Source organism: Acinetobacter sp. 226-1, from assembly GCF_030329325.1.
GTDB lineage: Bacteria > Pseudomonadota > Gammaproteobacteria > Pseudomonadales > Moraxellaceae > Acinetobacter > Acinetobacter sichuanensis.
Genome location: NZ_JACANU010000006.1, coordinates 1 through 24,371 on the forward strand (window position 1 = coordinate 1; position 24,371 = coordinate 24,371).

Sequence of the window (24,371 nt, forward strand, 5' to 3'; positions counted from 1 at the left end):
AGCAAGCTAGGTCGGCTATATTACTCTCTATCTCTAGAAAGTCAACTAATAATGAAAATTATTTTTAACCCTTCCTTATAAAACCCAACTTAATCAATTCAACCAAGTCATTGTTTTATCAGAAGTTTTAATCTTCATCACCGCCGATGGATGTGCATTCTACAGCATTTCATATGAGACGCAACCCCTTTTTATGGTTTTTTTATTTTTTTATGCATGACTGCTTATTTATTCTTCAAAATTGAAGTTTTTTGCTATTTTTTAAGCATTATTGGCACAGAGTTTTGTGATTTTTCTAATATTTGATGGTCTTTATCTATTTCTTGCCATTTCAAAGGTCGACAATCGATATATTCGCAATAACCATTTTCACCATCAATCTGTTCATCATTGAGTGTAATTTGAAAACTAAAGCTCCCCACATAACCTGCGCCTAAACCAAATTTATAATCTCCTCGACTTTGTGCTTGTATATTTATTTGTATTTCTTGATCAGCATATTTCCATTCAAATTCACGTGGTAGATACATTTCTTGCTGGTTTACAGTTTTGACTTTTGGAAAAACACGATGAATATTAAAGTAAAGATTTCGATCCCACATTTTTACTTGTTGTTGTTTTAGATCTCGTAAATAAAGCCTTGAGTAGAGAATATTATTGAGTTGATCTCGACTATGTAACAAAATTAATTGGCGTTCATCGTCCAATTGAATCAACTGATAGACATAGAGTGCATAAGGTAAATATGGAAAATTCACTAAACGTGCATATTCAAATGCGCCCATTTGCTCTATTTCAAACTTCTGGTTTTTATATTGTATTGAACCTTTACATTGAGCAAGCAATGACCAATGCTCAGCAAATCCAAATTTTAAATGAATAAAATGTGAAATGAGTGGCGTAGTTTCAATGTGTAAATCAAAGCTTAATTCGTCATCTTGACGATATAAATGAAATTTAGGAAGTTGCCCTGTTAATTGTTCTTTTTGATTAAAGTTAAAAAGTGTTTCTTTATTTTCTGTCAATTTAAACTGGCATTGTTTTTTAATTGAATAGGTATTTAATTGTCCTACCATGTGTGGACTTGTGCTTGCCAATACTGTTGCTGTATCTAAAGCTGTATCTTGAATGAGTGCTGTATTACACAATGCTGCATTATTTGGCTGTCCAATCAAACTGAAAAAATTAAAATAATGTAAAGGTGCTGGTAAGTTTACCAACACCAATTTTTGATGAATAATTTTATATTTATCTTTAGGTGGATGATAGCAAAGCTGAATTTTTTGCTGAGCTTGATTTAACTGTTTAGACTGATCTAAGAAATCCTGAAATAGCCGCATATCAAGCTCCTTATGTTTTAATAGCTCTCATTTTAACGAGCATTTAAAGCGCTGTATTTTTTCTCGCTAAAAATGTTGTTACAAAACCTGAAAGTGCATAGATAATTGAAATGATCAAAATACCTACAGGAATGTTGTAAGTAATTGCTGCAAAAATGAAAACTGCGATAGGTAAAACAAAGAATGGAACACGCTTACGATCTACAGTTTTAAATGAATAATATTTAATATTAGAAATCATTAATAAACCAACGCAGATAATAATCACTGCATTAATCGTTTGTATTGCGACATCTTTTAAATCAAAGATATAAGGAAAGTCTCGTCCTACCCAAACCAGTGAAATAATCATTACAGCTGCTAAAGGACTTGCGACACCAATAAAATAACGCTTATCCACCACACCGATTTGAACATTAAAACGTGCTAAGCGAAAAGCAGCACAAGCGGTATAGACAAAACATGCCGCTAAGCCGATCCGACCTAAATCGTTCAAACTCCAGCTATACATTAAAATTGCAGGAGCAACACCAAATGCCAATAAGTCGGATAATGAATCGTATTGTTCACCAAAAGCACTTTGCGCACCAATTGCACGAGCAACACGACCATCTAAACCATCTAATAATGCAGCAAGAAAAATCGCATAAATGGCTTGATTAAAATCCCCATTCATACTGGCAATAATAGAGTAAAATCCAGACAATAATGCAGCCGTAGTAATTAAGTTAGGCCACAGGTAGATTCCACGACGTTTCACCTTTTGCCCTTCATGTGTATGTTCTTCTTCTTCTACTTCAAAAGTAATACCATCAAAACCATGATCTTGAGTAGAACTCTGGCTTTCTGGTTTATTTATATTTGTCATTTTCGAATCCTATCTATAGCCTCTAAGAAGCTGTGATATTTCACCTAAAGTATTTACGACTTGTATTTCTAAGTGAAATTGATGTGAATTAGCTAAATTATTTCGTCTAATTTTTGTAATTCACATCATTGATTGTACTCAGAATATCACCTCGGGTGAATTATTCACCAACCAACCAGCGCACCGCAGCATGCCCACCATTTTCACTCATGCGTAAATGTGGGAATAACCATTGTAATGCTTCGTCTGCATCTTCAGAGAATTTCCAAGGTGGATTAATCACCAATAAACCACAGCCATTTAAACCCACTGGCGTATCATCAGGCCACACACAGACTTCACAGACCAACTGACGACGAATACCTGTTTTAAACATTTTCTTTTCAAAACGTTCAATCATGGCACGGTCTTTAATTGGATACCAAACTGCAAAGACACCTGTTGGCCATTTTTTATAAGCAGCTACGATCAATTCAACTAATTGTGGAAAATCCTTACGTTCTACTTCATAAGGTGGGTCGATCATCACCAAACCACGTTTTTCTTTCGGTGGAATTACACCAAGTAAACCTTCGTAAGCATCACGCTCATGTAAACCTGCACGTTTGTCACGAATATTATAATAAAGCTGTTGAAATACATCACGTTGCATTTCAAAAATGGTTGCTTTATCAGTTTCACGCATGCCTTCAAGTGCAAACCATGGCGAACCCGGATATGCACCTTTACCTGAAGCTGCACGCATATCTTGAACCACTTTAAGATATTGTTTTACACCCTCGGGTGCATTGCGTGTAATTGAGTCATCAAGTTTAACTAGACGATGAATTCCCGTCAGAAACTCACCTGACTTTTGCGCTTCAGAAGTAGATAAATCATATTTACCTGCGCCGCCATGCGTATCAATATAGCGGTAAGGTTTATCTTTAGCATTTAAACGTGCTAAAAGTTGAAGCAATAACACGTGTTTCATGACATCAGCAAAATTGCCTGCATGGAAATGGTGACGATAATTCATGTTTCGATTAATTCCTGTGTTCAACCGACATTTTAGCACGAAAAAAAAATTCTTCATCGTCCATCGTTTGTTCTAAGATAGCATCTCTTTTTTATTTAACTTTTTTGGATATTTATGGAAGTTATATTTCTCCCAAAGTCTTGGAATGTTGATCAAATTCTTGATGATTTAGATCAACACGGTTTTGCTATTATTGATGATGTTTATCCTCCTGAATATATTCATGCTTTAACAGAAGAATGTACATCTCATCTGACTCAATTTCGTCAAGCTGCCATTCAAAATGGTGTCATGAATCAAATTCGAAGTGATCATATTTTATGGATCAATGAAGATTTAAATATTGCACAACATCATATTGAATCTCTCAAACAACTTTCACAAAATTTAAATCGTGCTTTTTATTTAGGAATTAATGATATAGAAGCACACTTTGCCTGTTATAACGCAGGTGAGTTTTATGCCCTACATCGAGATAATCCTCAAGGTAAAAATGGACGTATGATTTCAACGGTCTATTATTTACATGCTGAATGGCAAGATGACTGGGGCGGTCAATTACATTTACAAGATAAAAACAATCACTGGCATATTATTCAACCTCAGCCAAATCGTATTGCGATATTCCAAAGTGACTTATTACACGAAGTAATCAAAGCCAAACATCAACGTCTTTCTATTACTGCTTGGCTGCGTAGCGACCAATTACGACTATAAATTTATTTTACCGCCTATTTTAGAACGCTAACTTTAAATTCATCTTTTCATCCTCATATATATCAGCATTGAAATGAGGATGAAGGCGCATGTCTGAAAATACAAAACAAATCATTGCACGCATTGGTGAGACAGATCAATTGTATTTGCAAGAAAACACGCCTGAACTTGCACTTGAACGTGGTGATTTGCGCTTGCAGCTTGTTGTACAAAGCAATTCAAAACAGGAACAGGCTCATTTTCTTCAGGAAGCAATTGTGCTCTTTGAAACAGCACGGGTTGAATATGAAGAAATGCCACTACCGCTTTATGTCAAATTGTCTTTGCATTTAGCCAAAGCCTATATGATCTATTTCGAGATCAGTAAAGAACCTCGTTATGCTTTAATTACACAACAAATTTTAAAATCAATGACGCAATATGAAAATGGTGATATTTACTTCATGTTGGCTTATGCCTCTATCAGTAAAAATGATCTTGCATTAACACGCCACTGGTTAAAAAAATATCTAAAAACAGCAGAGTTTGACTTGGAATTACTTCAAGAACATCCTGCTTTTCACCCTGTACGCAAAACGGACTGGTTTACAGACATCATTCAAAATAAATTGCATTAATCATTGATCAATACAAAGAAAAGATGACTAAATAGCCATCTTTTCTTTGTTGCTCTGGGGGAAATTGTCAAAAATTAAGCTGTTTGTAATTTATATGCATCCATATGTAATTGCTGATTTAGCTCATCAATCCATAATGCCCAATCATCATCTTGTACTAAATGGCTAATTAAAAAATCTCGTTGCGATTTATTCCAAAATGGCGCGTCATGTAAATTTTGATCTGCTGAAAGTTGATGAGTACGAACATAAAGTTCGATCGCTGCTGGGCTATTTGCTAGTCCAAGTTGTGCAAACAGTAATTCTAAGGATGGTTTGTTCGTCCTGAGCATAATGCCTCCTTATATAAATTTAATTGTCATTTGTTATGTAATTAACTTATAAGAATAGCATACGAAAAGATAGCCCATTTATCTGTAATGTTGTTTCAATTTGTGTTTAAAAAATCAACGATTTAGATAAAATCATCACATTTTATTTTAATATTGTGATAATTAATTCAATAATTCATTTAAGTCACTTATTTAAATCACCCCTAACACTTTATATCTCTGTTTATATTTCTAAATGATGGATATTTATAGTGCTATAAAAAAAGCACTCCTAAGTGGAGTGCTTCTTCAATTCAATCGAAAAGATTAAATTATTTAAGCATGTCAGCAACTGCTGCGCGCTCTTCTTCAAGTTCGTTCAATGTAACATTGATACGCTCGCGGCTGAATTCATCGATTTCTAAACCTTGAACGATTTTGTATTCACCGTTTTCAGTTGTTACAGGGAAACCGAACATTACGCCTTCAGGAATACCATAAGAACCGTCTGAAGGAATACCCATAGTTACCCATTTGCCGTTTGTACCAAGCGCCCAGTCACGCATATGGTCGATTGCAGCGTTTGCAGCAGAAGCAGCAGAAGACAAACCACGTGCTTCGATGATCGCAGCACCACGTTTACCAACAGTTGGAAGGAATACGTCTTTATTCCAAGCAGCATCGTTGATTTTGTCTTTTAAGCTTTCGCCGTTTACAGTTGCAAAACGGTAGTCAGCATACATTGTTGGAGAGTGGTTACCCCAAACTGTCATTGTTTCGATGTCAGAAACTGCAACACCTGCTTTTTGAGCAAGTTGAGTCAATGCACGGTTGTGGTCAAGACGTAACATTGCTGTGAAGTTTTTCGCTGGAAGATCTGGAGCAGATTTCATTGCGATATAAGCGTTAGTATTTGCAGGGTTACCTACAACTAATACTTTAACGTCACGGCTTGCAACTTCGTTCAATGCTTGACCTTGACCGATGAAGATTTCACCATTTACTTTTAATAAGTCAGCACGTTCCATACCAGGACCACGTGGACGTGAACCTACTAATAATGCATAGTCAGCATCTTTAAATGCAACTTTAGGATCATCAGTACCAACCATACCTTCCAACAATGGGAATGCACAGTCGTCTAGTTCCATCATTACGCCTTTAAGCGCTTGTTGAGCTTTCTCAACAGGAATTTCTAATAATTGAAGAATAACTGGTTGGTCTTTACCCAGCATTTCGCCGCTCGCGATACGGAATAATAAGCTGTAACCGATTTGACCTGCAGCGCCAGTAACGGCAACACGAACTGCTTGCTTCATGTAATTATCTCCAATTGAGGATCGTTAATGTGATTAATGGATCAATTCCATCTAATCGAATTATCATAAACGGCAAACATTCTACTCCAATAAAGTTGCGGATGCATGCAAAAGAGAATGAATTTCAACAAAAGTATGATAGAAAAAATAAATAAGATGTTTCAAAAACTTAATACGCGCCTTTTATAGAAAAGCTTGTTGGACAATTTGAAACGATATGATTTGAACATTGTTTATATTGTCCATTCACTTTGTAACATATCTCGATTTCAGTCAAAACTGTATTAGATTTAGAGGTTTGACAACTAAAACTGACTCCGTTTATTGGCAAAGTTGGGTTCAGTTTCGTAAATTGTGTTTTTAAATTTTGGTGATTCACTGTTTTATTTTCTGAACTGGTTAAGTCAGCAGGTATTTTTAATTTTTCTGCTAAATTAATCATTGTTCTAAAGTACTGACTTGGATTCATTGGTACACAACCACCCACGCTTTGCCATAATTGTGTCCGTGAATTTGGATCTGGCATGACGCGTGCTACCACTTTTGACTGTAGAGGGCTGAGTGCTGCTGTTGATGTAACTGTACAATCTTTTTGAGTCGTTTCAGGCAATAAACCTGAGATTGTCAATGAATAGCCCTCTAAGCATTTTCGTTGCTTTTGTTTAGAGCTATCCAAAGCACAAACAGCAGGTGTAAGTTGTATTTGTAAGACATACCCTTGTGGCTGAACAGACGCAGCATAAACTTGAACTGTAAATAAAAGAAATCCTATGTAGACTGCCATCCACACAATATATTTTTTCCTTAAAATACAAAATACTACGTTTTTCATCGCTTCTATACATACACAAGTGAGTTCAATACAACTTCGTCCAATTTATTCAAAAGCGCGCATAGGAACCATTGGCATACGGCTTTCAATGACTTGAGGTCCTTGCCCAAGTAACATTCCATAATGCACTGCGTTCGTCATGACATTTTTTACATAATCACGCGTTTCATTCAATGGAATCGCTTCCGTATATTGATCTGCGGATAATTGACGATCTTCTGGTTGCCAACGTTTAGCACGGTTTGGTCCAGCATTATACCCTGCGGTTGCCAAAACAGGATTACTACTTAACTGCCCATGAATCATAGACAAATAATATGTGCCATAACGAATATTGGTATTTGGGTCGCTCAGCGCTGCTGGATTATAAGTTTCTCCCATCTGTCTTGCGACTTGTTTTGCAGTATTTGGCATAATTTGCATTAAACCACCTGCACCGACATGGGAACGCGCCGCAGTTACAAAACGGCTCTCTTGACGCATCAAACCATATGCCCAAGCAGGGTCAATGCCTGCATTTCGACTATGGCTCACCACCAAAGCTTGATGGGGTGTAGCAAAACGATAACTATAATTATGCTTTTTCTTTGTACGATCTGCTGCATAAATTGCACGATCATACCATCCCATATTGGTTGCACGTTGTGCGGCTGCCAATAATAAACCATCATCTTGTTTTAAATAAGCTTGGCGTACTGCCCAGTTCCATTCACGATTGGTATATGCAGGGCTTGCATTAATATTTTTTAAGGCAAAAGCTCGACGGAAATGAATATCTTGGTTAAGACGTTGTAAATCACTCGAAGAAGGTTGTTCCTGACTCAAACCGTCATTATATTTTTGTCCGATATGGTCTCTAGCTAAGAGATTATGATAATCATCACCCGCCATTGCCAAATGTTTAAAAATTTCTTCGGCTGTTTTCTTTGACTGTCGATCATTACGTTGTTCTGAAGCACGTGCTAACCAATATTGCCAACGATCTTCTTGTTTTTGAGTCACACTCATGCTGTCTATTGCACGAATCACGCTTTCCCATGCACCAAAACGAATAGCTTGTCTTGCATAAATCTCTGCTTCTTCGGCACTAAATGGTACGCCATAACTAGCATCTAAACTTTCAAGCACCTGACGATTAAAATTATTTTTCATCACTGTAGTACCCCCAATATAACCTACAGTTCTGTATAAATATTTCTGTATATCTGCGGGTACATCTTGAGCTAATCGAGGTAAAGACTGCAAAGCTGAGGTTAAATCTGTGTCGGCTGCGCGTCCTAAAGCAAAGATCAAATAGGCATAATCTTGAATATTCGCCTTAGGCGCAGACCATAAATAATTCAGTGGGTTGGCTTGAATTTGGTTGAGCTGTGCTAAAGATAAATTTACCCCGATTGATTGGGCTGTAGCCACTGCAAGCCCTGACTGTCCTGCACGAAGCTGCGCATATAAGCGTTGCTGACGGTCTTCTGTTGTCATCAATGGGCTAGATAGCATTAAACGACCTAAGCCATTACATGACTCTGGTTGTGAGTTGGTCGCCAACCATACATCTTTGAACTCAGCAAAAACCAATGAATCACCTGTTTTGGCACGTACTTGCGCCATTGCACAACTTTCAGCTTGGTCAGGATTACTGATATAAGCTAAAACAGGTTGAGCATTTACAAAATCTGCTTGTTTAACCTTTTCTTCAACATAATCGGCAGCAAGTTTTTCAGCCATAGCAGACTGTGGATAATGCTGCGCAAAACTCACAATATTGGCAGGAGGCTGAAATGCTAAATTAGAATTTAAAGAGAAATATTCTGGATAATAACCCAATGCATCATTTTGCATGGAATATTTATATTGTTCCAAAGCCGCAGGGTTATTGGCATTACGAAGCACATCATTAAATTGCTCTTCAACTGCCTGCGAGACTTGTAATCCAGCACATGCCATTAGACCTAAAACGCACGTCGTTATTTTATTTTTTTTGATTGATTTTTGATTGAACACGTTTTCTCTCACCACGTTAATTTCATCTTGCATGTTTAGCCTTTTCTCAACATCGCACTGAATATCGAATAGTTTAATTATTCTAATCTATTTCTACTGTTCTGTTATGTAACCTCATGATTCAATGTTATTAATTTCCTACATTTTTTGTTCTTTTTTCAACTTTATAGCTTAATTGATAAACTCTATAGATTTTTATTATGGCTTTGTAGCTAAATACTGTAAAATACGCTGTTTTTCTTGAGATGAAGTGTGTTCACTCAATTTAATATTTCGCTTTTTATAGGATAAACGCCTCCATGACGGTTCAAACCTTCATTCCCAATGGTGCCAAAGCTGCCTCAGAAAACACTGTTCTCCAGCCACAGCACACCCCAGCAGACGGTACAGTGAAAAAACTGTACATCGAAACGCAAGGGTGTCAGATGAATGAGTATGACAGTCATCGTATGGCAGACTTATTAGGCGATTCACATGGTTATGTACTGACTACTGATCCTAAAGATGCAGATATTCTCCTGATGAATACCTGCTCAATTCGTGAAAAAGCACAGGAAAAAGTGTTCTCAGAATTAGGTCGTTGGCGCAAACTCAAAGAACAAAATCCAGACTTAGTGATTGGTGTCGGTGGATGTGTTGCTTCGCAAGAAGGTGATAACATTCAAAAACGTGCGCCATATGTCGATATGGTTTTTGGTCCACAAACCTTGCATCGTTTACCACAAATGCTTGATCAACATCATGATCAAGTCGAAAAACCGAAAAAAGATAAAATCAAACTGGTTGATATTTCATTTCCAGATATTGAAAAATTCGACTTTTTACCTGAACCACGTGTTGAAGGCTTTAAAGCTTTTGTTTCAATCATGGAAGGCTGTTCAAAATACTGCTCTTTCTGTGTTGTACCATATACACGTGGTGAAGAAGTTTCTCGTCCTTTGGATGATGTTTTGGCTGAAATCGCAGGTTTAGCTGAAAAAGGCGTTCGTGAAATTTCCTTGCTTGGTCAAAACGTAAATGGTTACCGTGGTGAAACCTTTGAAGGTGAAATTTGTACCTTTGCAGATTTACTTCGTTTAGTGGCTGAGATTCCGGGTATTGGACGTTTACGTTATACAACATCACATCCACTTGAATTTAATGATGATTTGATTCAATGTTACCGTGACTTGCCACAAATGGTTTCGCATTTACACTTACCTGTGCAAAGTGGCTCAAATGATGTGTTACAAGCAATGAAACGTAACCACACCATTGATGTTTATATCGACAAAATTGCTAAGTTACGTAAAGTTCGCCCAGATATGCATTTATCTTCAGACTTTATTATTGGCTTCCCTGGTGAAACTGATGAAAATTTTGCAGAAACTTATCAATTTATCCAAGATTTAGATTTTGACCATTCTTATAGCTTTATCTATTCAAAACGTCCGGGTACGCCAGCATCTGAACTTGCAGATGAAACACCAGAGTCTGTCAAAAAAGAACGTTTAGCCAAAGTTCAACAATGGATTAAACAATCAAGTATTGAAAAAACTGATGCCATGCTTGGAACCATCCAACGTGTTTTAGTTGAAAGTGTTTCGAATAAAGATCCTAATTTATTGGTTGGAACCGCAGACAATACACGTTTAGTAACATTTATTGGTGATGCTAATTGGGTTGGACGCTTTGCAGAGATTGAGGTCACAGAAATTAAAACCTTGAATTTAGTTTATGGTGAACTCTTGAATCTTGAGCCTGACGTGTCGTAATGTAGAGATATCCATTAAGACTACAAAAAGGATATCACTTGACTGCCGAAATTCGACGTACAGTAGCTTTTCCTGGCATTTCTATGGAACGTTTAAAAAGCATGCTTGGTGCTTATAACAGCCATATGAAACAAATAGAACAACGTTTAGATGTCAAAATCTCCCATCGAAGTGAAGCTTTTTTTATCGATGGGAATCTTGATGCTGTTGAAAGAGCAGAGCTTTTATTGCAGCGTTTATATGACGAAGCTGAAGTTTCTGCTCAAATTAGTGCAGACACCGTACATCTCATGATTCAAGGCAGTCAAACTGACCGAGAATTACAAGCCGATTTATCAGATAACGAACATACAGGGCTTGAAGCCATTTGGTTGCAAACACCTAAAGGTCGTATTAATCCACGTGGAACAAATCAAAAACGTTATGTTCAACGTATTTTACAAAGTGACATTTCTTTCGGCATAGGTCCTGCGGGTACAGGTAAAACGTATCTTGCTGTTGCTGCCGCAGTTGACATGCTTGAACGTAACGAAATTCAAAGAATTTTGCTCGTCCGCCCTGCTGTGGAGGCAGGTGAAAAACTTGGTTTTTTACCCGGCGATTTGACGCAAAAAATTGATCCCTACTTACGCCCACTTTACGATGCCTTGTATGAAATGCTTGGCTTTGAAAAAGTCGCAAAACTCATTGAGCGTCAAGTGATTGAAGTTGCTCCTCTCGCCTATATGCGTGGTCGTACTTTAAATCATTCTTTTGTTATTTTGGATGAAGCACAAAATACCACACCTGAACAAATGAAAATGTTTTTAACGCGTTTAGGTTTTGGCTCACGGGCTGTCATTACGGGAGATATTACCCAAGTTGACTTACCACGCGGTCAACAATCAGGTCTTGCACATGCACTGCGTGTACTTGAAAATGTCAAAGAAATTCATATCACACGTTTCCATTCTCGTGATGTTGTCCGTCATCAATTGGTTCAAAAAATTGTTGAAGCTTATGAAGGATGGGAAGGTGAACAACAACGTCTAAGTTCTGCTGCACGTGCTGAGCGTAAAGCGCTACAACAAGCCCTGATCGCAGATAATGATCTCAAGGCAGATGCACAGGACTAAAGCGTTATACATGGTTAAGGTTAAGGATTCATTTTGAAACTTAGTTTATCGTTACAACAAGCGTTTGAAGCATCTGAATTGGTGCTCAAACGTGCCTATGTAAAAAAAGTCGTTGAAACGACACTGCGCTTTATTGACACGCAAAGTGATTGTGAAATTGGTATTGCCTGCGTCGATGTCGATGAAAGTCACAAACTCAATTTAGAATATCGTGGCAAAGACAAACCGACTAATGTACTGTCTTTCCCAAGTGATTTGCCTGATGAAATGGCTCAAATCTTAGATACATTCCCCATTGGTGATTTGGTCATTTGTATTCCTGTGGTTTTACAAGAAGCGCTTGAACAAGAAAAAACACCAATTGAGCATTTCACACATATGCTAGTGCATGGCACTTTGCATTTGATGGGTTATGATCATGAAACTTCTGAAGCTGATGCTGAGGAAATGGAAGCTTTAGAAATTGAGATTTTGGCAAAATTAGGTTTCGATAACCCCTACACCATCAAAGAAAGTTAATATCAATTTTCCTTGCACGATAAGTGATGTCAGCATTGCTTATCTTGTTTTTATTTTAGAATAAGAAAATCGTTACACTTATACGGTAAAATTACAAAAGTTAGTTCTATCACCGCAAACACCTTTTATCTATACTGTCAAAGCCCCTAAAAATATTAGATAATTCATCACTTAAATCATGTTCGACCGCCTATTCAACGAGTTTTTAGATGCCCTCAAACGCAGTATCTATTTAAGTATGGGTGCGCCAGAGAATCACGATTTAGATTGGGATATCCTTGCAGCTTCAATATTGAGCAAGCTCTTTATTGTCGTCATCTTAATCGCATTTTTTTGGCTACTGAGTCGGGTTTTACGCGTCTTTGTTCGTTATATATCTAAAAAATTTAATACTAATCAAATCATTACAAACATCATCAACAATACCATTCACTTTTTTTGGTTACTTGCCTCAGTCATTACGATTCTTTCGCAATTTGGTTTATCTGAAAAATATTTACAAGCTGTTTCACGCGCTGCGATTGTTTCTTTGATCTTTTATATGATTTGGATGCTATTTACCAAACTCACTATGCGTTTCTTAGATCGTTTTTATATTGATGATTCGTTAAAACAACTGTTACGTAACATTATTTCTGTGCTCCTCGTCATTTTTGGCATCGCAGCCATCATGGCACAGTTTGGCTTTAATATTATTTCGATTATGGCAGGTCTTGGGATTGTCGGGATTGCAGTGAGTTTCGCCGCTCAGTCCACATTGTCTAATTTTATTGCGGGTATTACAATTTTAATAGAACGCCCTTTTCATATTGGCGACTGGGTGCGTATTAATAAATTTGAAGGAAAAATTACGCAAATTTTACTCAGAACGACCCATATTCGTAACCGTGATAATTTATTGATTATTATTCCAAACTCAACCGTTGCGAATGCAGAAGTCACCAATTTAACCGCACATGAAAGAATGCGTTTTGAAAGTTATTGCCGTATTTCACTCCATGAAGATATTGAAAAAGCACGTCAAGCTATTTTAATGCGTTTAGACCAAGAAGATGAATATTTAAAAACCCCTGCACCGAGTGTTGATGTGCGTGAGTTTGCAGAATCAGGGATCGTGCTGATTGTGCGTTATTGGCTTGAACCCTATCAAATGGAGCGCTTACCTCGTATTCAAGAAAAGTTACTAGAACACGTCAAAGAAGCCCTACAAGATGCCAAAATTGAAGTGCCCTATCCACATCTGCAATTACTACCTCAACCTGTTTCAAAGCAAAATAAACACGAGTAAAATACATGAAATTTGTTGTGATTTTATAAAGCTAAAATCAAAGATTTAGATGAAGAATATTTTAATACTGCAAATTTGCTTCGAGAAAAAGCTTTAACTCAATTTAATTGTCAAAAATTTGAAGCACTGTCTGAAAATAATCTTGAAATCGCTTTATCTTATTGGAATTCACTTGAAGATATTCATTTATGGCAACAAGATGCAGAACATCAAGTTGCCCAAAATAGAGGTAAAATAAAATGGTATACACACTTTAGTGTAGAAGTTTGTGAGATCCAACGAACTTATACATCATGAGAAAATCAATCATATTAATCTTTATTTTTCATTATCTTAATGTACTTCAAACTCAGATTCAGCAGGATCAAAACGCCAAGTTCGTATAATTCTCAGCTCAGAAATATCTTTCATACTGGCATCAAAATTTCCAAATGGCGCACCTTTACGCACTGAGTTTTTTGCTGCTTCATCTAACACTGGATGTCCCGAACTTTCAATCAAACGAATGGCACGAATACCACCAGAAGCATTTAAAATCACCATTAAACGAACTTCACCCGAAAGGCGTTGTTGTTTTGCCTCATCAGGATAATAACGGTTGCCATACAACTCCACTTTTGTCCTAAATTTTTCTAAATAACCTGCTGATGCATCTTTTTTTGCCTGAATACCATCAACCGTTTTAATCTTTTGCTGTTTACTAAAATTTTGCTGTTTTTGTAAATACTGTGCTTCTAAGCTTGCCACCATTGCAGCTTTGGCTTGAAACTGACTTTGTAAAGCATCCATCGCTTTTTTACGCTCGGATTGTTCAGTTTGTTTCTGCCAACTCAAAACCGTCATGAGAACTTTTTCTTCAAACTTTAATTCACGTTGTTGCTGTATTTTTTCTAATGCTTCTAATTGTTGCTCTCCTGCACTTAAATCTTGTGCTTGTGCGGGCATTTCACTAGACATACGATGCTTTTCACGAAAAACACCAGATCCTTGTTGGTCTTCTTGTGCTAAAAAATCAGCCTCTTTTACTTCATCATAACTTGGGCGCAAGCTAACAGCAATTTCTTTACTTTGGCTATTGTGTTCCGTTGGCTGCGCGAACTGCAAAGAAATAAACACTAAATGTAAAGCAATCGCAGCAACCACTGCACCTAAAAAGACATTATCGTCCCACCAAGGTAAAAAAGCCTTGGATGAAGTTTTCATTTTTTTTAACATGACATGTAACCGCCATTCCCCAACTGAATCAAGAAGTAAACCATTTAGCATTACACTTTTAATACTGTTCAGTGCTGCTTTTAATAGAAAATGTATCATTAGAATAAAACGTTAAAATGGTGCATCTAAATTTGCTAAACTGCAAGATGAAAGCTTGGAAATTTTAAACAAATCGACAAGATCCACCAAATAAAATGAAGCTGATTTGGAACTTAAAACTATGCCTTCGCTACTTTCTAAGATTGCTCAACGTATTCAGCGTATTTATCAAAAAGCGGGAGATTTTATTGAGGAAGAACGGGAATTTCCGATTTCTCAAGTTTTTCTAAATGCAACATTTCAACGCTTTGTCACTGAAAATGTTGAAATATTGGAAGACTTACATGCCGATTTACATGATGACTGGTTACGTTTATATGCCACTCTAAATGTAAAAGGTATGCACTTAGTGCTTGGTGTAGATCTAAAACTCATTCAAATGGAATTTAACAAAGACATGCAACTCATTGTCTTTGAACAAATTAGCAATACTGAATTGATTGAAGCCACATATCCAAATGTTTTTTATAAATTTGGGGTTAATGCTGCATTATTTTTCTATCAAAAAGTTTTAAAGAAAGACCCTTTAGGCATGATTTTAGAAAAATTTGATGTTTTAACAGTCAAAGATGAATTATTACATTTAGATTTAAATCGTTGGTTAGGCGATAAAAAATCGATTATGGATACTTTAAATAAAGTTCATATTAATCATGCTGAATTACGTGAAACTGAATTGGTTGTCATCGGTAATGTTAATTTAATGGCATTATTTAGCAAAGTTGATCATGACGATTGGGATGAAGATGATGTCATCGACAGTGAAGTGACGCCAATTCAACAAAAAGAGCATTAAAGTCCTGTTTAAAATCAAAACTTTTAAACTGATTTCTGCAAAATGAATACACAATTTCACACAATTGGCTGAAAACTTTAATTTTTCTACTTAATTAAATAGCATAATAGCTCAATCGCATAAATTGCATAGGACATTCCTTATGGCAGCTAAATTTATTAAAACACTGAGTATCGCTACAGGTCTTAGCACTGCATTGTTACTTACTGGTTTTTCAAGCAATGCTCTTGCCATGAGCCCATTTCAAGCAACGTACCAGTTTTCTTATAATGGTAAAAATATGGGGTCTGCAACACGCACTTTAAGTAAAAACGGTAATAACTGGAACTATGTCTTTGCAGCCAAAGCAGCAGCGATTGCATCAGCAACAGAGAGCAGTAATTTTACCTTGAGCAATGGTCAAATTCAGTCAAATAGCTTTAGCCGTACCAGTAAAATTTTAGTGCACAATGACACCATGAGCATTAAATTTAATCCAAATACAAAAACCATCAACACCAATAAAAGTGACAAAGCACGTTCTTTTGCATGGAAAACAGGTGCATTGGATGAGCTTAATGCCGAATTACAAGTACGTGAAGATTTGAAAGGCGCTGGCTTAAAATCGAGTTATTTAATTGCAGATGCTAAAGGCTTGGACACACGTCATTTTGTTAAACAAGGCAATGAATCGGTCAAAACAGCTTATGGCACCTTTGATACGGTCAAAGTTGTATTAACGCATGACAATAGTGCAAAACAATCTATTTTCTGGTTAGCACCAAAACTTGACTATCTCCCAGTTAAAATGTCACACCAAGATGGAAAGACTTCTTATAGCCTTTCACTTACAGGGTATAAAAATTAATCAATTTTTCCACTTTTATTAAAATTGAGCTTGCATTTTTCTAGGTGCTTTTTACAATACGCCTTTGCTTGAAAAAGCACCTTGCCCTTAGAGGATTCTTCCCGTGCACGCACTAGAACAGAAAATCTTGGCTGAAGGTATCGTTCTATCTGATCAAGTTCTGAAAGTCGATTCTTTCCTAAACCATCAAATTGACCCTGTAATGATGCAACAAATTGGTCAGGAATTTGCGCGTCTTTTTAAAGATGCAGGCATCACAAAAATCATTACGATTGAAGCATCTGGTATTGCTCCAGCCGTGATGGCAGGACTTGAACTTGGTGTTCCTGTTATTTTTGCACGTAAATATCAATCTTTAACTTTAAAAGATGATTTATACCGTTCAAAAGTTTTCTCTTTCACAAAACAAGTTGAAAGCACAATTGCGATTTCTAAAAAGCATATTAATGCTGATGATAAAGCATTAGTGATTGATGATTTCTTAGCAAATGGTCAAGCAGCTTTAGGTCTTGCTGATCTTATTCACCAAGCAAATGCTGAAGTTGTGGGTATTGGCATCGTGATTGAAAAATCATTCCAACCTGGTCGTCAATTATTACTTGATAAAGGTTACCGTGTTGAATCTTTAGCACGTGTTAAATCTTTAACAAATGGTACAGTTACTTTTGTAAAAGAGTGATTTATCCTTTTAAAATTGAGCGCTTTAAGCGCTCTTTTTTATCTTTTTAAAACCTAGAATAAGCACTTTTCCCATTCATTTTTATGATTGACTACACTATATTAGCCTTCAAATATAAAAAGTTAGGCGAAAATAAAGATGCGTTTACTTACGCAAGAATTGCTTGATCTGCTCAATGTACAACAAATAGATCAATATCTTTTCCAAGGTCAAACCAATCAACTCTTTGGTTCTCATTTATTTGGTGGGCAAATTTTAGCACAAGCTTTGATTTCCGCATCTAAAACCACAGACCGCCCTGCCCATTCTTTACATGCTTATTTTATTCGTAGTGGACGGACTGATCTTCCTATTTTATTTAAAGTTGAAAATTTACGAGATGGTTCGAGTTTTTCAGCTCGCCAAGTTCATGCCTTACAAGATGGCGAAGTTATATTTTCAGCAATGGTTTCATTTGTTCAACCTGAACAAGGCTTAGACTATCAAATTGACCCGCCTGATTATCCTCATCCTGAAAGTTTACTTCCTGAGCAAGAGCATAAACTTAGCATACTTGAAGATGTTCCATCTAAATATCGTGATATTTTCATGCAACAATTTAATATCTTGATCCATCCTGTTGAATTTTCTAACCCCTTTCGACCGCAAAAACAAAAGACCCAATATGCTGAATACTTTAAAAGTTTTGACAAAATTGAAGGTAAATTAGATAGTATTGCCATGCATCAAGCCATTGCAGCTTATTATTCCGATTATAATTTACTCACCACTTCCCTGCGTCCGCATGGAGTAAGTTATGCCAATGGCGGTGTTCAGAGTGCCAGTTTAGATCATACTATGCATTTTCATCATCACTTTCGAGTAGATGAATGGCTACTTTATGACATGTATGCAACTCGCTCTAGTCAAGCACGTGGTTTAAATTTTGGTGAGATGTGGCAAAATGGCAAGCTAGTTTGTAGTGTCAGTCAAGAAAGTTTAATGCGCCAACGTAAAAAACCAACGAGCTAGTATCAAAAAATTATGATTATTCCAAAGCCTACTGGAAACAAATTCCTGATGAAAAAAACTCAGTCGATCTATTTAATTAAATCAATGTAGGAAAGATTTATTTAACCCATGAAAAAGCTTAAGAAATTATTTTTAATTGTTACATGAATTATAAATATTGCGATTTTGATTCAGTTACAATCAGCATGTCATCAGATTGAAATACTTATTTCTGTTTGATGTAAAAATAAATTACTGCTCAAGCATAATATGACACAGGCAAATGGACATTGTCCGATATGAGTACCAATCAATGACTGATGAAATTGTAATAAGCTGCCCAAAATGTGCTTCAACTGAAGTTGCAAAAAGAAATCATGAACAATTACTGCAAAAAGCAGGTGGCGTACTACTCAGCTCAGCAGGTGCAGCCGCAGGTACAGTCGGTGGCGCTGCTTCAGGTGCATCTATTGGTGCTGCGATTGGAACAGTTGCTGGTCCTTTAGGTGTCATTATGGGTGGAACAATTGGTACTTTTGTTGGCGCTATCAGTGTTGGCATCACAGGGGGGTTTTTAGGTCATCGTTTTGGTAAAAAAGCGGGTGTTGTCGTTGATCAAAATATTTATTTAGACTACCAATGTAAAAAATGCAAACACCGTTTTAATGTTAAAAATCCTGAAGTTGATGCTGCTCCTTAAAATAATTTTCACTTAAACTCATATCAAAAGGCTGAATTCATTCAGCCTTTTTGCTTCTTTTCATTGATTAACTAGACATCTTTTTAACGACTTCACCTAAACGTTTTCCTTGTGCTTCACACAGCAGTTTCTCATCTTGACTAAGACTCAAATCATGACGTGGACCACTCACATGACTTGCACCATATGGTGTACCGCCTGTTTTGGTATTGGACAATGCAGGTTCTGCATTGGTTAACCCCAAAATCATCATGCCATGATGGAACAAAGGCGGTAACATACTCAACAATGTACTTTCTTGCCCACCATGCATGGAGCCTGAACTGGTAAATACGCAAGCGGGTTTATTATGTAATGCGCCATTTAACCAAAGACTTGTGGTTTGATCCCAAAAATATTTCATTTCAGATGCCATATTGCCAAAACGAGTGGGTGAACCTAATGCCAGACCTGAACAATTTTGTAAGTCATCCAAACTACAATAAATATCACCTTCTTCAGGAATACTCGCTTCAGCTTCTTTAACCACTGTCGAAAGATGAGGAACAGTACGGATTTTTACAGCAATACCTGCTAATTCAACACCATTCGCAATCAAATGTGCCATTTCTTTGGTGGAACCATATTTGCTGTAATATAAAACTAAAACATAGGGTTGCATATTTTTCATATTCAAAAGTAAAAGAAAACTATACGGTATTTTTATTCTTTTTTGGTTAAGCTGTAACAGTAAAACCAAATAAACATGATGAAAATAAATTGAGACAGATGAAATATGATGGATTTATTGAAAAAACTTCCCTTTTATGAACAAACGTGGTTTCAGTTTATTCTATTTGTCATACGTCGCTTTGAGGCTGATCGTTGCCGAGATCAAGCGGGGTCTTTAACTTACACCACACTCTTTGCCGTTGTTCCCATGCTTACAGTTTTTTTGGTGATTATTTCATCTATTAAAGCTTTAGAACCTGCACGCCAACAACTGCAACAAATGATTTATAGTAACTTTTTACCTAAAACCAGTATTGCGTTTGATAAGGCTTTTAATGTTTTCACACAAAATTCTAGTAACCTAACAGTCATTGGGGTACTTTTTCTATTTGTGACCACAGTCATGATGCTGACCAGTATTGAAACTGTCTTTAATCGCATCTGGCGAGTACAAGAAACCCGTAATGGCATTGTTGGCTTTATGCGTTACTGGACGATCATTTCTTTAGGACCTATTTTACTGGGAAGCGCTTTTGTTATTTCCTCTACATTAGCGTCTATGAATGTATTACATAATAATTTTGCGGGTTATCAAGTCGATGGTACTGCTCTTTTATGGGTCATTTCTTTTGCTTTAACTGTGCTTGGTTTTTTTATTTTATATTGGACGATACCCAACAGAAATATTCCTGTGAGAGCTGCTGCAATTTCTGGTGTATTTAGCGCTATTGTTTTTGAATTATTAAAAAATTTATTTGGTTTTATCATGACCAATTTTACAAGTTATACGCTTGTCTATGGGGCATTTGCAGCCGTGCCTATTTTCCTCTTATGGATTTTTATGTCATGGAATATTGTTTTGTTAGGTGTTGAGATTAGTTATGCCCTGACTGCATTTCATACAGGTAAAATTCAAACACGCCATCCTATTTTTATGCTCTTAGACGTTTTAGAATTATTTTATAAACGACAACAAACAGGACAAACTGTTACAGATGCTGAAGCTTTAAAAATACTTGGGCGCGGTGAAATCGGTCGTTGGCCTGCTTATGTCAATTTACTTGAAAAGCAAAATATTGTTAAACGAACTGATAATGATGAATACGTGTTGGTTCGTAATTTAGATACTGTAGATTTTTGGTCATTTTATAAAGCTCTACCTTATACTTTGCCAAACCAAAATGACATTAAAAATGTACATGATGATGATATTTGGATGCAAAAAATTGGACCTGCATTGATAGAATCTGATGAATATCTAGCAGCGAAATTATCTATTCCATTGTCTATTATTTTAGACAATAAATAACATTTCTACGTTTTTTCAATGATCCATTGCTTGAATTGTAGTGGATCATTCATGTATATCCAACAATTAAAATAAAACCATTGATCAGTTCCGAAAGCTCTTAAAGTCTGAACCATAAAAAAGACCTGCAACAACAGGTCTTTTTGGTTTGATTCAAAGCACTTGCTTAAATCGCACGTTGTTCCCGATTTTCACTGTCCAAATAGGCTTCCAAAGAATCATCTAAAGCATATAACCACGGCGTATGGTGTTGTTTAGACATTTTCCCCGTCATGACTGAACGATAGGTTTTATCTCGAAAGCCCATAATGTTGTCTTTTTTATGCTTTTTCCACTGCATAAAGACTTCATTGACAGCATCAATATTAAAACTTGGATAATCTGTCTCGGCAATGAGCTGTTTAATGTATTCGCCTTGGAATTTCACCATCTGCTCAGAGCTTTTGATTTTGCTTTCTCTTGCAATCCAAGCTTGTGAATGTGCTTGCATCTCAGCTTGTTCAGGTAATTCAATTCGACCAAGAATGATGTCACGTACATACCATGCTTGTGCATCAAACATATTGAAGGTATACCATTGATCCTGCATACCTAAATAGAACAGTTTAGGATTATTTTCCCAAACGACACCCTGATATAAAGACTCAGGATATAAACAGTTATGTGTCTTTAACTTTAAATCTTCAGTCATAAATGGGAAATGATGCAAATAGCCTGTACATAAAATAATGGCATCGATCTTGGCTGAACTGCCATCACCAAAATAAGCAGTATTTTCATCTACACGAAGTAAATATTGCTTTTCAGACCAATTCGCTGGCCATTTATAGCCCATGGGTTGACTGCGATAACAGCTATAAATTTGTTTCGCACCATATTTATAACACTGTGAACCTACATCTTCCGCAGAATAACTACTACCAACAATCAGTACCGTTTTGTCTTTGAACTGTACAGCATCACGAAAGTCATGCGCATGTAAAATACGTCCATTAAAGATATTAAAACCTTCATACTCAGGCACTTTTGGCGTAGAAAAATGACCAGAAGCAACAATGACATAGTCAAATTGCTCTGAATACATCTGATTTTCTGTATGATCGCACACCTGTACCGTAAACTGCCCAGTATCAGCATTAAACTCGACATGATGTACTGCTGTGTTAAACCTGACTTGATCTTTAACACCTGCTTTTTCGACACGTCCTTTGATATAGTCCCAAAGTACCGCGCGTGGAGGATATGAAGCGATTGGCTTTTTAAAATGTTCATCAAACGTATAGTCCGCGAACTCCAATGCTTCTTTTGGTCCATTAGACCATAAATAACGATACATACTTCCGTGTACCGCTTCGCCATGTTCATCTACACCTGTACGCCAAGTGTAATTCCATAGTCCGCCCCAATCGTTTTGTTTTTCGAAACATACAATTTCTGGAACTTGTAGACCTTTGGACTTTGCTGATTGAAATGCTCTTAATTGAGCCATGCCACTAGGACCTGCTCCGATAATTGCAATTCGGGTCATTGCTATCTCCATTAGTTTTTGAGTTCTTTGAAAAAGCTCCTAAAATGAAGAGTTTATCTAGCATTCAGATGCTACAGGCATCATCTTTATGATAAAAAATAAGAACAAATAGAATCTGAATTTCAAGATCAACATCATCTTTTAAATTAGGATGCAGAGACAAATGAATATGAGTTCTTAGAGACAAGTACATTGTTTATCCAACAAAATATCTCTAAATAAGAATAAAACTCATACAAAGAATAGACACCATATCACAAAAACAGATTTTATTTGCCGATATCCATCAATTTAATGAATAATAATTTGTTACAACAGTTTCTAAATATTTCAATTAGTTATTTTTAACAATCGTAAAAAAAGCAGATCAAGCCTCAGCTCATCTGCTTTTTTCCATTTATTTAGGCTTAAATCTAATGCTTTAATCTCTAAATAAAACAGTTTATTTTACATGGGTTTTCCATACAAAATCCTGACTTTGACCATTTAAAGTCATGGTCAATTGGTCACCTGCTGCCAAAGCGCTCACACCTGCTGGCGTACCTGTCATTACCACATCACCAGCTTCTAAACTAAATGCTTGGCTAATATCACACAGCAAATGTGCAATATTAAACAACAACAATGCAGTATCACCTTTTTGACGAATCTGATCATTCACTTTAAAGTCAAAAGTCACCGCATCCCACGCTTTAACTTCACGAACATCAACCCAGTCTGCAAGCACACAAGAACCATCAAATGCTTTAGAACGTTCCCACGGCTGACCTTTTTTCTTTAGATCATCCTGCAAATCACGTAAAGTTAAATCCAGCCCAAGCGTCACAGCACCAATCGCTTGCAAGGCTTTTTCAGGATCAGTTTCACCTTTTAAGGGCTGATCAATCCGTAAAGTAAATTCACACTCATGATGCAAACTGCCTAAAGCCGTATTCCATGAAATACCATCTTGCAAGGAAATCAAACTACTTGGTGGTTTGATAAATAACACTGGACGATCTGGAATCGCATTTCCCAATTCTTTGGCATGATCTGCATAACTACGACCGACACAGACAATTTTTGATGGACGTGAACTCATAATCTTCCCTTTTTAACGATGACTTTAATCTAGAAAAAGTCGAATTATTTTTTAAAACTATTAACAAATAATGTTTGGTCAGTTGAGTTTTCAAAAGCTCGTTTTGGCACAATGATTACAGTACGATTTTTTAACTCAATCATATAAGTCAGTTTACCTTCAATAAAATGTTGCACATCGGCATAAGGAAACATTTTCTTTGGGCGACCACTGCTAAATAACTCGAAATAATCCTGAAATAATTCAATTCCCTGTTCACTTTTACCAAATTGATATTTAATAAATTGGCGTTTAAACATCATCGGTAAAAACCAATAACGCATTAATCCTTGTAACAGTAAAAAGAATAAACCTAAAAAGACATAGTAACGTCCTACCGTTGCCATACCTAAATAAAGTCCCCAAGCAATGATCCCAACACTGACTAAAGGCGTTAAAAAACGTGAAATTTGTTTTTTGCCTAAAGTCGCGAGTTTAAAACCATCTTGAGATTCTTCTAAATTAAGATAATACCGCAAAGAAAGTGCAGGCTTACTGTCTGACATAGTCACTTCAACACAATTCATATCCAAGATGTCAAATAGTACACTAGAAATTCGATGTAGATTGACGTTTTCATGATAATTTACTTTGATAATTTCTAATTTAGGTCAATTAAAAATAATGCGTTTTCATGTAAAACATATCATTAAAAATTGAATCAATAAAACAAAGGAA

The 24,371-nt window shown here is 36.4% G+C and carries 25 protein-coding genes; 13 read left to right on the forward strand and 12 right to left on the reverse strand.

Translation table 11 applies throughout. From position 1 onward, the window contains the following. Window positions 1-254 precede the first annotated feature (254 nt). The 3 genes from HX124_RS10825 to HX124_RS10835 all read right to left on the reverse strand — a co-directional run bounded on the left by HX124_RS10825 (window position 255) and on the right by HX124_RS10835 (window position 3,226). Window positions 255-1,340, reverse strand: coding sequence for a DUF6670 family protein (locus HX124_RS10825; RefSeq protein WP_286383126.1), 1,086 nt, complete (start codon window positions 1,338-1,340; stop codon window positions 255-257). Window positions 1,341-1,383: 43 nt separating this feature from the next. Beyond that, on the reverse strand, window positions 1,384-2,208 hold the full coding sequence (gene pssA, locus HX124_RS10830; protein WP_107007633.1) for a CDP-diacylglycerol--serine O-phosphatidyltransferase: 825 nt from the start codon (window positions 2,206-2,208) through the stop codon (window positions 1,384-1,386). 160 nt (window positions 2,209-2,368) lie between these two features. After that, window positions 2,369-3,226: a 23S rRNA (adenine(2030)-N(6))-methyltransferase RlmJ gene (locus HX124_RS10835; RefSeq protein ID WP_107007632.1), complete on the reverse strand. Its 858-nt coding sequence runs from the start codon at window positions 3,224-3,226 to the stop codon at window positions 2,369-2,371. Window positions 3,227-3,340: 114 nt separating this feature from the next. Between HX124_RS10835 and HX124_RS10840 the strand changes: the two genes are divergently transcribed. Both HX124_RS10840 and HX124_RS10845 read left to right on the forward strand, forming a co-directional pair. After that, a complete protein-coding gene (locus HX124_RS10840; RefSeq protein WP_286383127.1) occupies window positions 3,341-3,943 on the forward strand; it encodes a 2OG-Fe(II) oxygenase in 603 nt (200 codons plus the stop codon). Window positions 3,944-4,032: 89 nt separating this feature from the next. Then, window positions 4,033-4,560, forward strand: a complete 528-nt coding sequence (locus HX124_RS10845) for a hypothetical protein (RefSeq protein WP_286383128.1) — start codon at window positions 4,033-4,035, stop codon at window positions 4,558-4,560. A 74-nt stretch (window positions 4,561-4,634) separates the two neighbouring features. On the opposite strand, the gene HX124_RS10850 is transcribed toward HX124_RS10845, so the two are convergent. From HX124_RS10850 to HX124_RS10865, 4 genes are all read right to left on the reverse strand, one after another. Continuing rightward, window positions 4,635-4,892 (reverse strand): DUF2789 family protein, encoded by a 258-nt coding sequence (locus HX124_RS10850; RefSeq protein ID WP_107007629.1) that lies wholly within the window; start codon window positions 4,890-4,892, stop codon window positions 4,635-4,637. A 311-nt stretch (window positions 4,893-5,203) separates the two neighbouring features. Next, window positions 5,204-6,190 (reverse strand): malate dehydrogenase, encoded by a 987-nt coding sequence (locus HX124_RS10855; protein WP_107007628.1) that lies wholly within the window; start codon window positions 6,188-6,190, stop codon window positions 5,204-5,206. 169 nt (window positions 6,191-6,359) lie between these two features. Beyond that, a complete protein-coding gene (locus HX124_RS10860; protein ID WP_286383207.1) occupies window positions 6,360-6,974 on the reverse strand; it encodes a ribonuclease T2 family protein in 615 nt (204 codons plus the stop codon). 93 nt (window positions 6,975-7,067) lie between these two features. Further along, complete coding sequence (locus HX124_RS10865; RefSeq protein ID WP_373431872.1) at window positions 7,068-9,056, reverse strand: lytic transglycosylase domain-containing protein; 1,989 nt, start codon at window positions 9,054-9,056, stop codon at window positions 7,068-7,070. Window positions 9,057-9,322: 266 nt separating this feature from the next. On the opposite strand from HX124_RS10865, the gene miaB reads away from it, so the two are divergent. From miaB to HX124_RS10890, 5 genes are all read left to right on the forward strand, one after another. Then, window positions 9,323-10,777: a tRNA (N6-isopentenyl adenosine(37)-C2)-methylthiotransferase MiaB gene (gene miaB / locus HX124_RS10870; protein WP_107007625.1), complete on the forward strand. Its 1,455-nt coding sequence runs from the start codon at window positions 9,323-9,325 to the stop codon at window positions 10,775-10,777. A 38-nt stretch (window positions 10,778-10,815) separates the two neighbouring features. Continuing rightward, complete coding sequence (locus HX124_RS10875) at window positions 10,816-11,892, forward strand: PhoH family protein (protein ID WP_286377582.1); 1,077 nt, start codon at window positions 10,816-10,818, stop codon at window positions 11,890-11,892. A gap of 33 nt (window positions 11,893-11,925) precedes the next feature. After that, window positions 11,926-12,411: an rRNA maturation RNase YbeY gene (ybeY, locus tag HX124_RS10880; protein ID WP_107007623.1), complete on the forward strand. Its 486-nt coding sequence runs from the start codon at window positions 11,926-11,928 to the stop codon at window positions 12,409-12,411. A gap of 178 nt (window positions 12,412-12,589) precedes the next feature. After that, entirely contained in the window at window positions 12,590-13,699 is a 1,110-nt protein-coding gene (locus tag HX124_RS10885; protein WP_286383129.1) for a mechanosensitive ion channel family protein, read from the forward strand. Window positions 13,700-13,735: 36 nt separating this feature from the next. Beyond that, window positions 13,736-13,996, forward strand: coding sequence for an antibiotic biosynthesis monooxygenase family protein (locus HX124_RS10890; RefSeq protein WP_286383208.1), 261 nt, complete (start codon window positions 13,736-13,738; stop codon window positions 13,994-13,996). Window positions 13,997-14,032: 36 nt separating this feature from the next. On the opposite strand, the gene HX124_RS10895 is transcribed toward HX124_RS10890, so the two are convergent. Further along, window positions 14,033-14,914 (reverse strand): TonB family protein, encoded by an 882-nt coding sequence (locus tag HX124_RS10895; protein ID WP_286383209.1) that lies wholly within the window; start codon window positions 14,912-14,914, stop codon window positions 14,033-14,035. A 220-nt stretch (window positions 14,915-15,134) separates the two neighbouring features. Between HX124_RS10895 and HX124_RS10900 the strand changes: the two genes are divergently transcribed. The 5 genes from HX124_RS10900 (at window position 15,135) to HX124_RS10920 (ending at window position 19,025) form a co-directional block, all read left to right on the forward strand. Next, on the forward strand, window positions 15,135-15,809 hold the full coding sequence (locus HX124_RS10900; RefSeq protein WP_107007620.1) for a hypothetical protein: 675 nt from the start codon (window positions 15,135-15,137) through the stop codon (window positions 15,807-15,809). Window positions 15,810-15,951: 142 nt separating this feature from the next. Further along, window positions 15,952-16,656, forward strand: coding sequence for a DUF3108 domain-containing protein (locus HX124_RS10905; RefSeq protein ID WP_286383130.1), 705 nt, complete (start codon window positions 15,952-15,954; stop codon window positions 16,654-16,656). 103 nt (window positions 16,657-16,759) lie between these two features. Then, window positions 16,760-17,335 (forward strand): xanthine phosphoribosyltransferase, encoded by a 576-nt coding sequence (locus HX124_RS10910; protein ID WP_286383131.1) that lies wholly within the window; start codon window positions 16,760-16,762, stop codon window positions 17,333-17,335. 138 nt (window positions 17,336-17,473) lie between these two features. Further along, the gene (locus HX124_RS10915) at window positions 17,474-18,346 is read left to right on the forward strand and encodes an acyl-CoA thioesterase (protein ID WP_286383132.1); all 873 of its coding nucleotides are present in this window, start codon (window positions 17,474-17,476) and stop codon (window positions 18,344-18,346) included. A gap of 292 nt (window positions 18,347-18,638) precedes the next feature. Next, the gene (locus HX124_RS10920; RefSeq protein WP_286383133.1) at window positions 18,639-19,025 is read left to right on the forward strand and encodes a hypothetical protein; all 387 of its coding nucleotides are present in this window, start codon (window positions 18,639-18,641) and stop codon (window positions 19,023-19,025) included. Window positions 19,026-19,092: 67 nt separating this feature from the next. Here the strand turns inward: HX124_RS10920 and wrbA are convergent, their stop codons facing one another. After that, entirely contained in the window at window positions 19,093-19,695 is a 603-nt protein-coding gene (wrbA, locus tag HX124_RS10925; RefSeq protein WP_286383134.1) for an NAD(P)H:quinone oxidoreductase, read from the reverse strand. Window positions 19,696-19,800: 105 nt separating this feature from the next. Between wrbA and HX124_RS10930 the strand changes: the two genes are divergently transcribed. Next, window positions 19,801-21,045 carry a YihY family inner membrane protein gene (locus tag HX124_RS10930; protein WP_107007614.1) on the forward strand — a complete coding sequence of 415 codons (1,245 nt, stop codon included), beginning with the start codon at window positions 19,801-19,803 and terminating at the stop codon, window positions 21,043-21,045. 166 nt (window positions 21,046-21,211) lie between these two features. Here the strand turns inward: HX124_RS10930 and HX124_RS10935 are convergent, their stop codons facing one another. From HX124_RS10935 to HX124_RS10945, 3 genes are all read right to left on the reverse strand, one after another. Continuing rightward, window positions 21,212-22,573 carry a trimethylamine monooxygenase gene (locus tag HX124_RS10935; protein ID WP_286383135.1) on the reverse strand — a complete coding sequence of 454 codons (1,362 nt, stop codon included), beginning with the start codon at window positions 22,571-22,573 and terminating at the stop codon, window positions 21,212-21,214. A 442-nt stretch (window positions 22,574-23,015) separates the two neighbouring features. Then, the gene (locus HX124_RS10940) at window positions 23,016-23,654 is read right to left on the reverse strand and encodes a fumarylacetoacetate hydrolase family protein (protein WP_286383136.1); all 639 of its coding nucleotides are present in this window, start codon (window positions 23,652-23,654) and stop codon (window positions 23,016-23,018) included. A 44-nt stretch (window positions 23,655-23,698) separates the two neighbouring features. Continuing rightward, on the reverse strand, window positions 23,699-24,199 hold the full coding sequence (locus HX124_RS10945) for a YcxB family protein (RefSeq protein ID WP_107007609.1): 501 nt from the start codon (window positions 24,197-24,199) through the stop codon (window positions 23,699-23,701). Window positions 24,200-24,371: the final 172 nt, after the last annotated feature.

What these genes read in the sequence shown, in the direction of transcription:
- HX124_RS10865 (WP_373431872.1), bottom strand. Translation starts at nt 9,056, where the DNA reads ATGCAAGATGAAATTAACGTGGTGAGAGAAAACGTGTTCAATCAAAAA.
- HX124_RS10835 (WP_107007632.1), bottom strand. Translation starts at nt 3,226, where the DNA reads ATGAATTATCGTCACCATTTCCATGCAGGCAATTTTGCTGATGTCATG.
- HX124_RS10885 (WP_286383129.1), top strand. Translation starts at nt 12,590, where the DNA reads ATGTTCGACCGCCTATTCAACGAGTTTTTAGATGCCCTCAAACGCAGT.
- HX124_RS10840 (WP_286383127.1), top strand. Translation starts at nt 3,341, where the DNA reads ATGGAAGTTATATTTCTCCCAAAGTCTTGGAATGTTGATCAAATTCTT.
- HX124_RS10945 (WP_107007609.1), bottom strand. Translation starts at nt 24,199, where the DNA reads ATGTCAGACAGTAAGCCTGCACTTTCTTTGCGGTATTATCTTAATTTA.
- HX124_RS10915 (WP_286383132.1), top strand. Translation starts at nt 17,474, where the DNA reads ATGCGTTTACTTACGCAAGAATTGCTTGATCTGCTCAATGTACAACAA.
- HX124_RS10900 (WP_107007620.1), top strand. Translation starts at nt 15,135, where the DNA reads ATGCCTTCGCTACTTTCTAAGATTGCTCAACGTATTCAGCGTATTTAT.
- HX124_RS10825 (WP_286383126.1), bottom strand. Translation starts at nt 1,340, where the DNA reads ATGCGGCTATTTCAGGATTTCTTAGATCAGTCTAAACAGTTAAATCAA.
- HX124_RS10930 (WP_107007614.1), top strand. Translation starts at nt 19,801, where the DNA reads ATGATGGATTTATTGAAAAAACTTCCCTTTTATGAACAAACGTGGTTT.
- HX124_RS10860 (WP_286383207.1), bottom strand. Translation starts at nt 6,974, where the DNA reads ATGGCAGTCTACATAGGATTTCTTTTATTTACAGTTCAAGTTTATGCT.
- wrbA (WP_286383134.1), bottom strand. Translation starts at nt 19,695, where the DNA reads ATGAAAAATATGCAACCCTATGTTTTAGTTTTATATTACAGCAAATAT.
- miaB (WP_107007625.1), top strand. Translation starts at nt 9,323, where the DNA reads ATGACGGTTCAAACCTTCATTCCCAATGGTGCCAAAGCTGCCTCAGAA.
- HX124_RS10920 (WP_286383133.1), top strand. Translation starts at nt 18,639, where the DNA reads ATGACTGATGAAATTGTAATAAGCTGCCCAAAATGTGCTTCAACTGAA.
- HX124_RS10905 (WP_286383130.1), top strand. Translation starts at nt 15,952, where the DNA reads ATGGCAGCTAAATTTATTAAAACACTGAGTATCGCTACAGGTCTTAGC.
- HX124_RS10855 (WP_107007628.1), bottom strand. Translation starts at nt 6,190, where the DNA reads ATGAAGCAAGCAGTTCGTGTTGCCGTTACTGGCGCTGCAGGTCAAATC.
- pssA (WP_107007633.1), bottom strand. Translation starts at nt 2,208, where the DNA reads ATGACAAATATAAATAAACCAGAAAGCCAGAGTTCTACTCAAGATCAT.
- HX124_RS10845 (WP_286383128.1), top strand. Translation starts at nt 4,033, where the DNA reads ATGTCTGAAAATACAAAACAAATCATTGCACGCATTGGTGAGACAGAT.
- HX124_RS10935 (WP_286383135.1), bottom strand. Translation starts at nt 22,573, where the DNA reads ATGACCCGAATTGCAATTATCGGAGCAGGTCCTAGTGGCATGGCTCAA.
- HX124_RS10850 (WP_107007629.1), bottom strand. Translation starts at nt 4,892, where the DNA reads ATGCTCAGGACGAACAAACCATCCTTAGAATTACTGTTTGCACAACTT.
- HX124_RS10895 (WP_286383209.1), bottom strand. Translation starts at nt 14,914, where the DNA reads ATGTTAAAAAAAATGAAAACTTCATCCAAGGCTTTTTTACCTTGGTGG.
- HX124_RS10940 (WP_286383136.1), bottom strand. Translation starts at nt 23,654, where the DNA reads ATGAGTTCACGTCCATCAAAAATTGTCTGTGTCGGTCGTAGTTATGCA.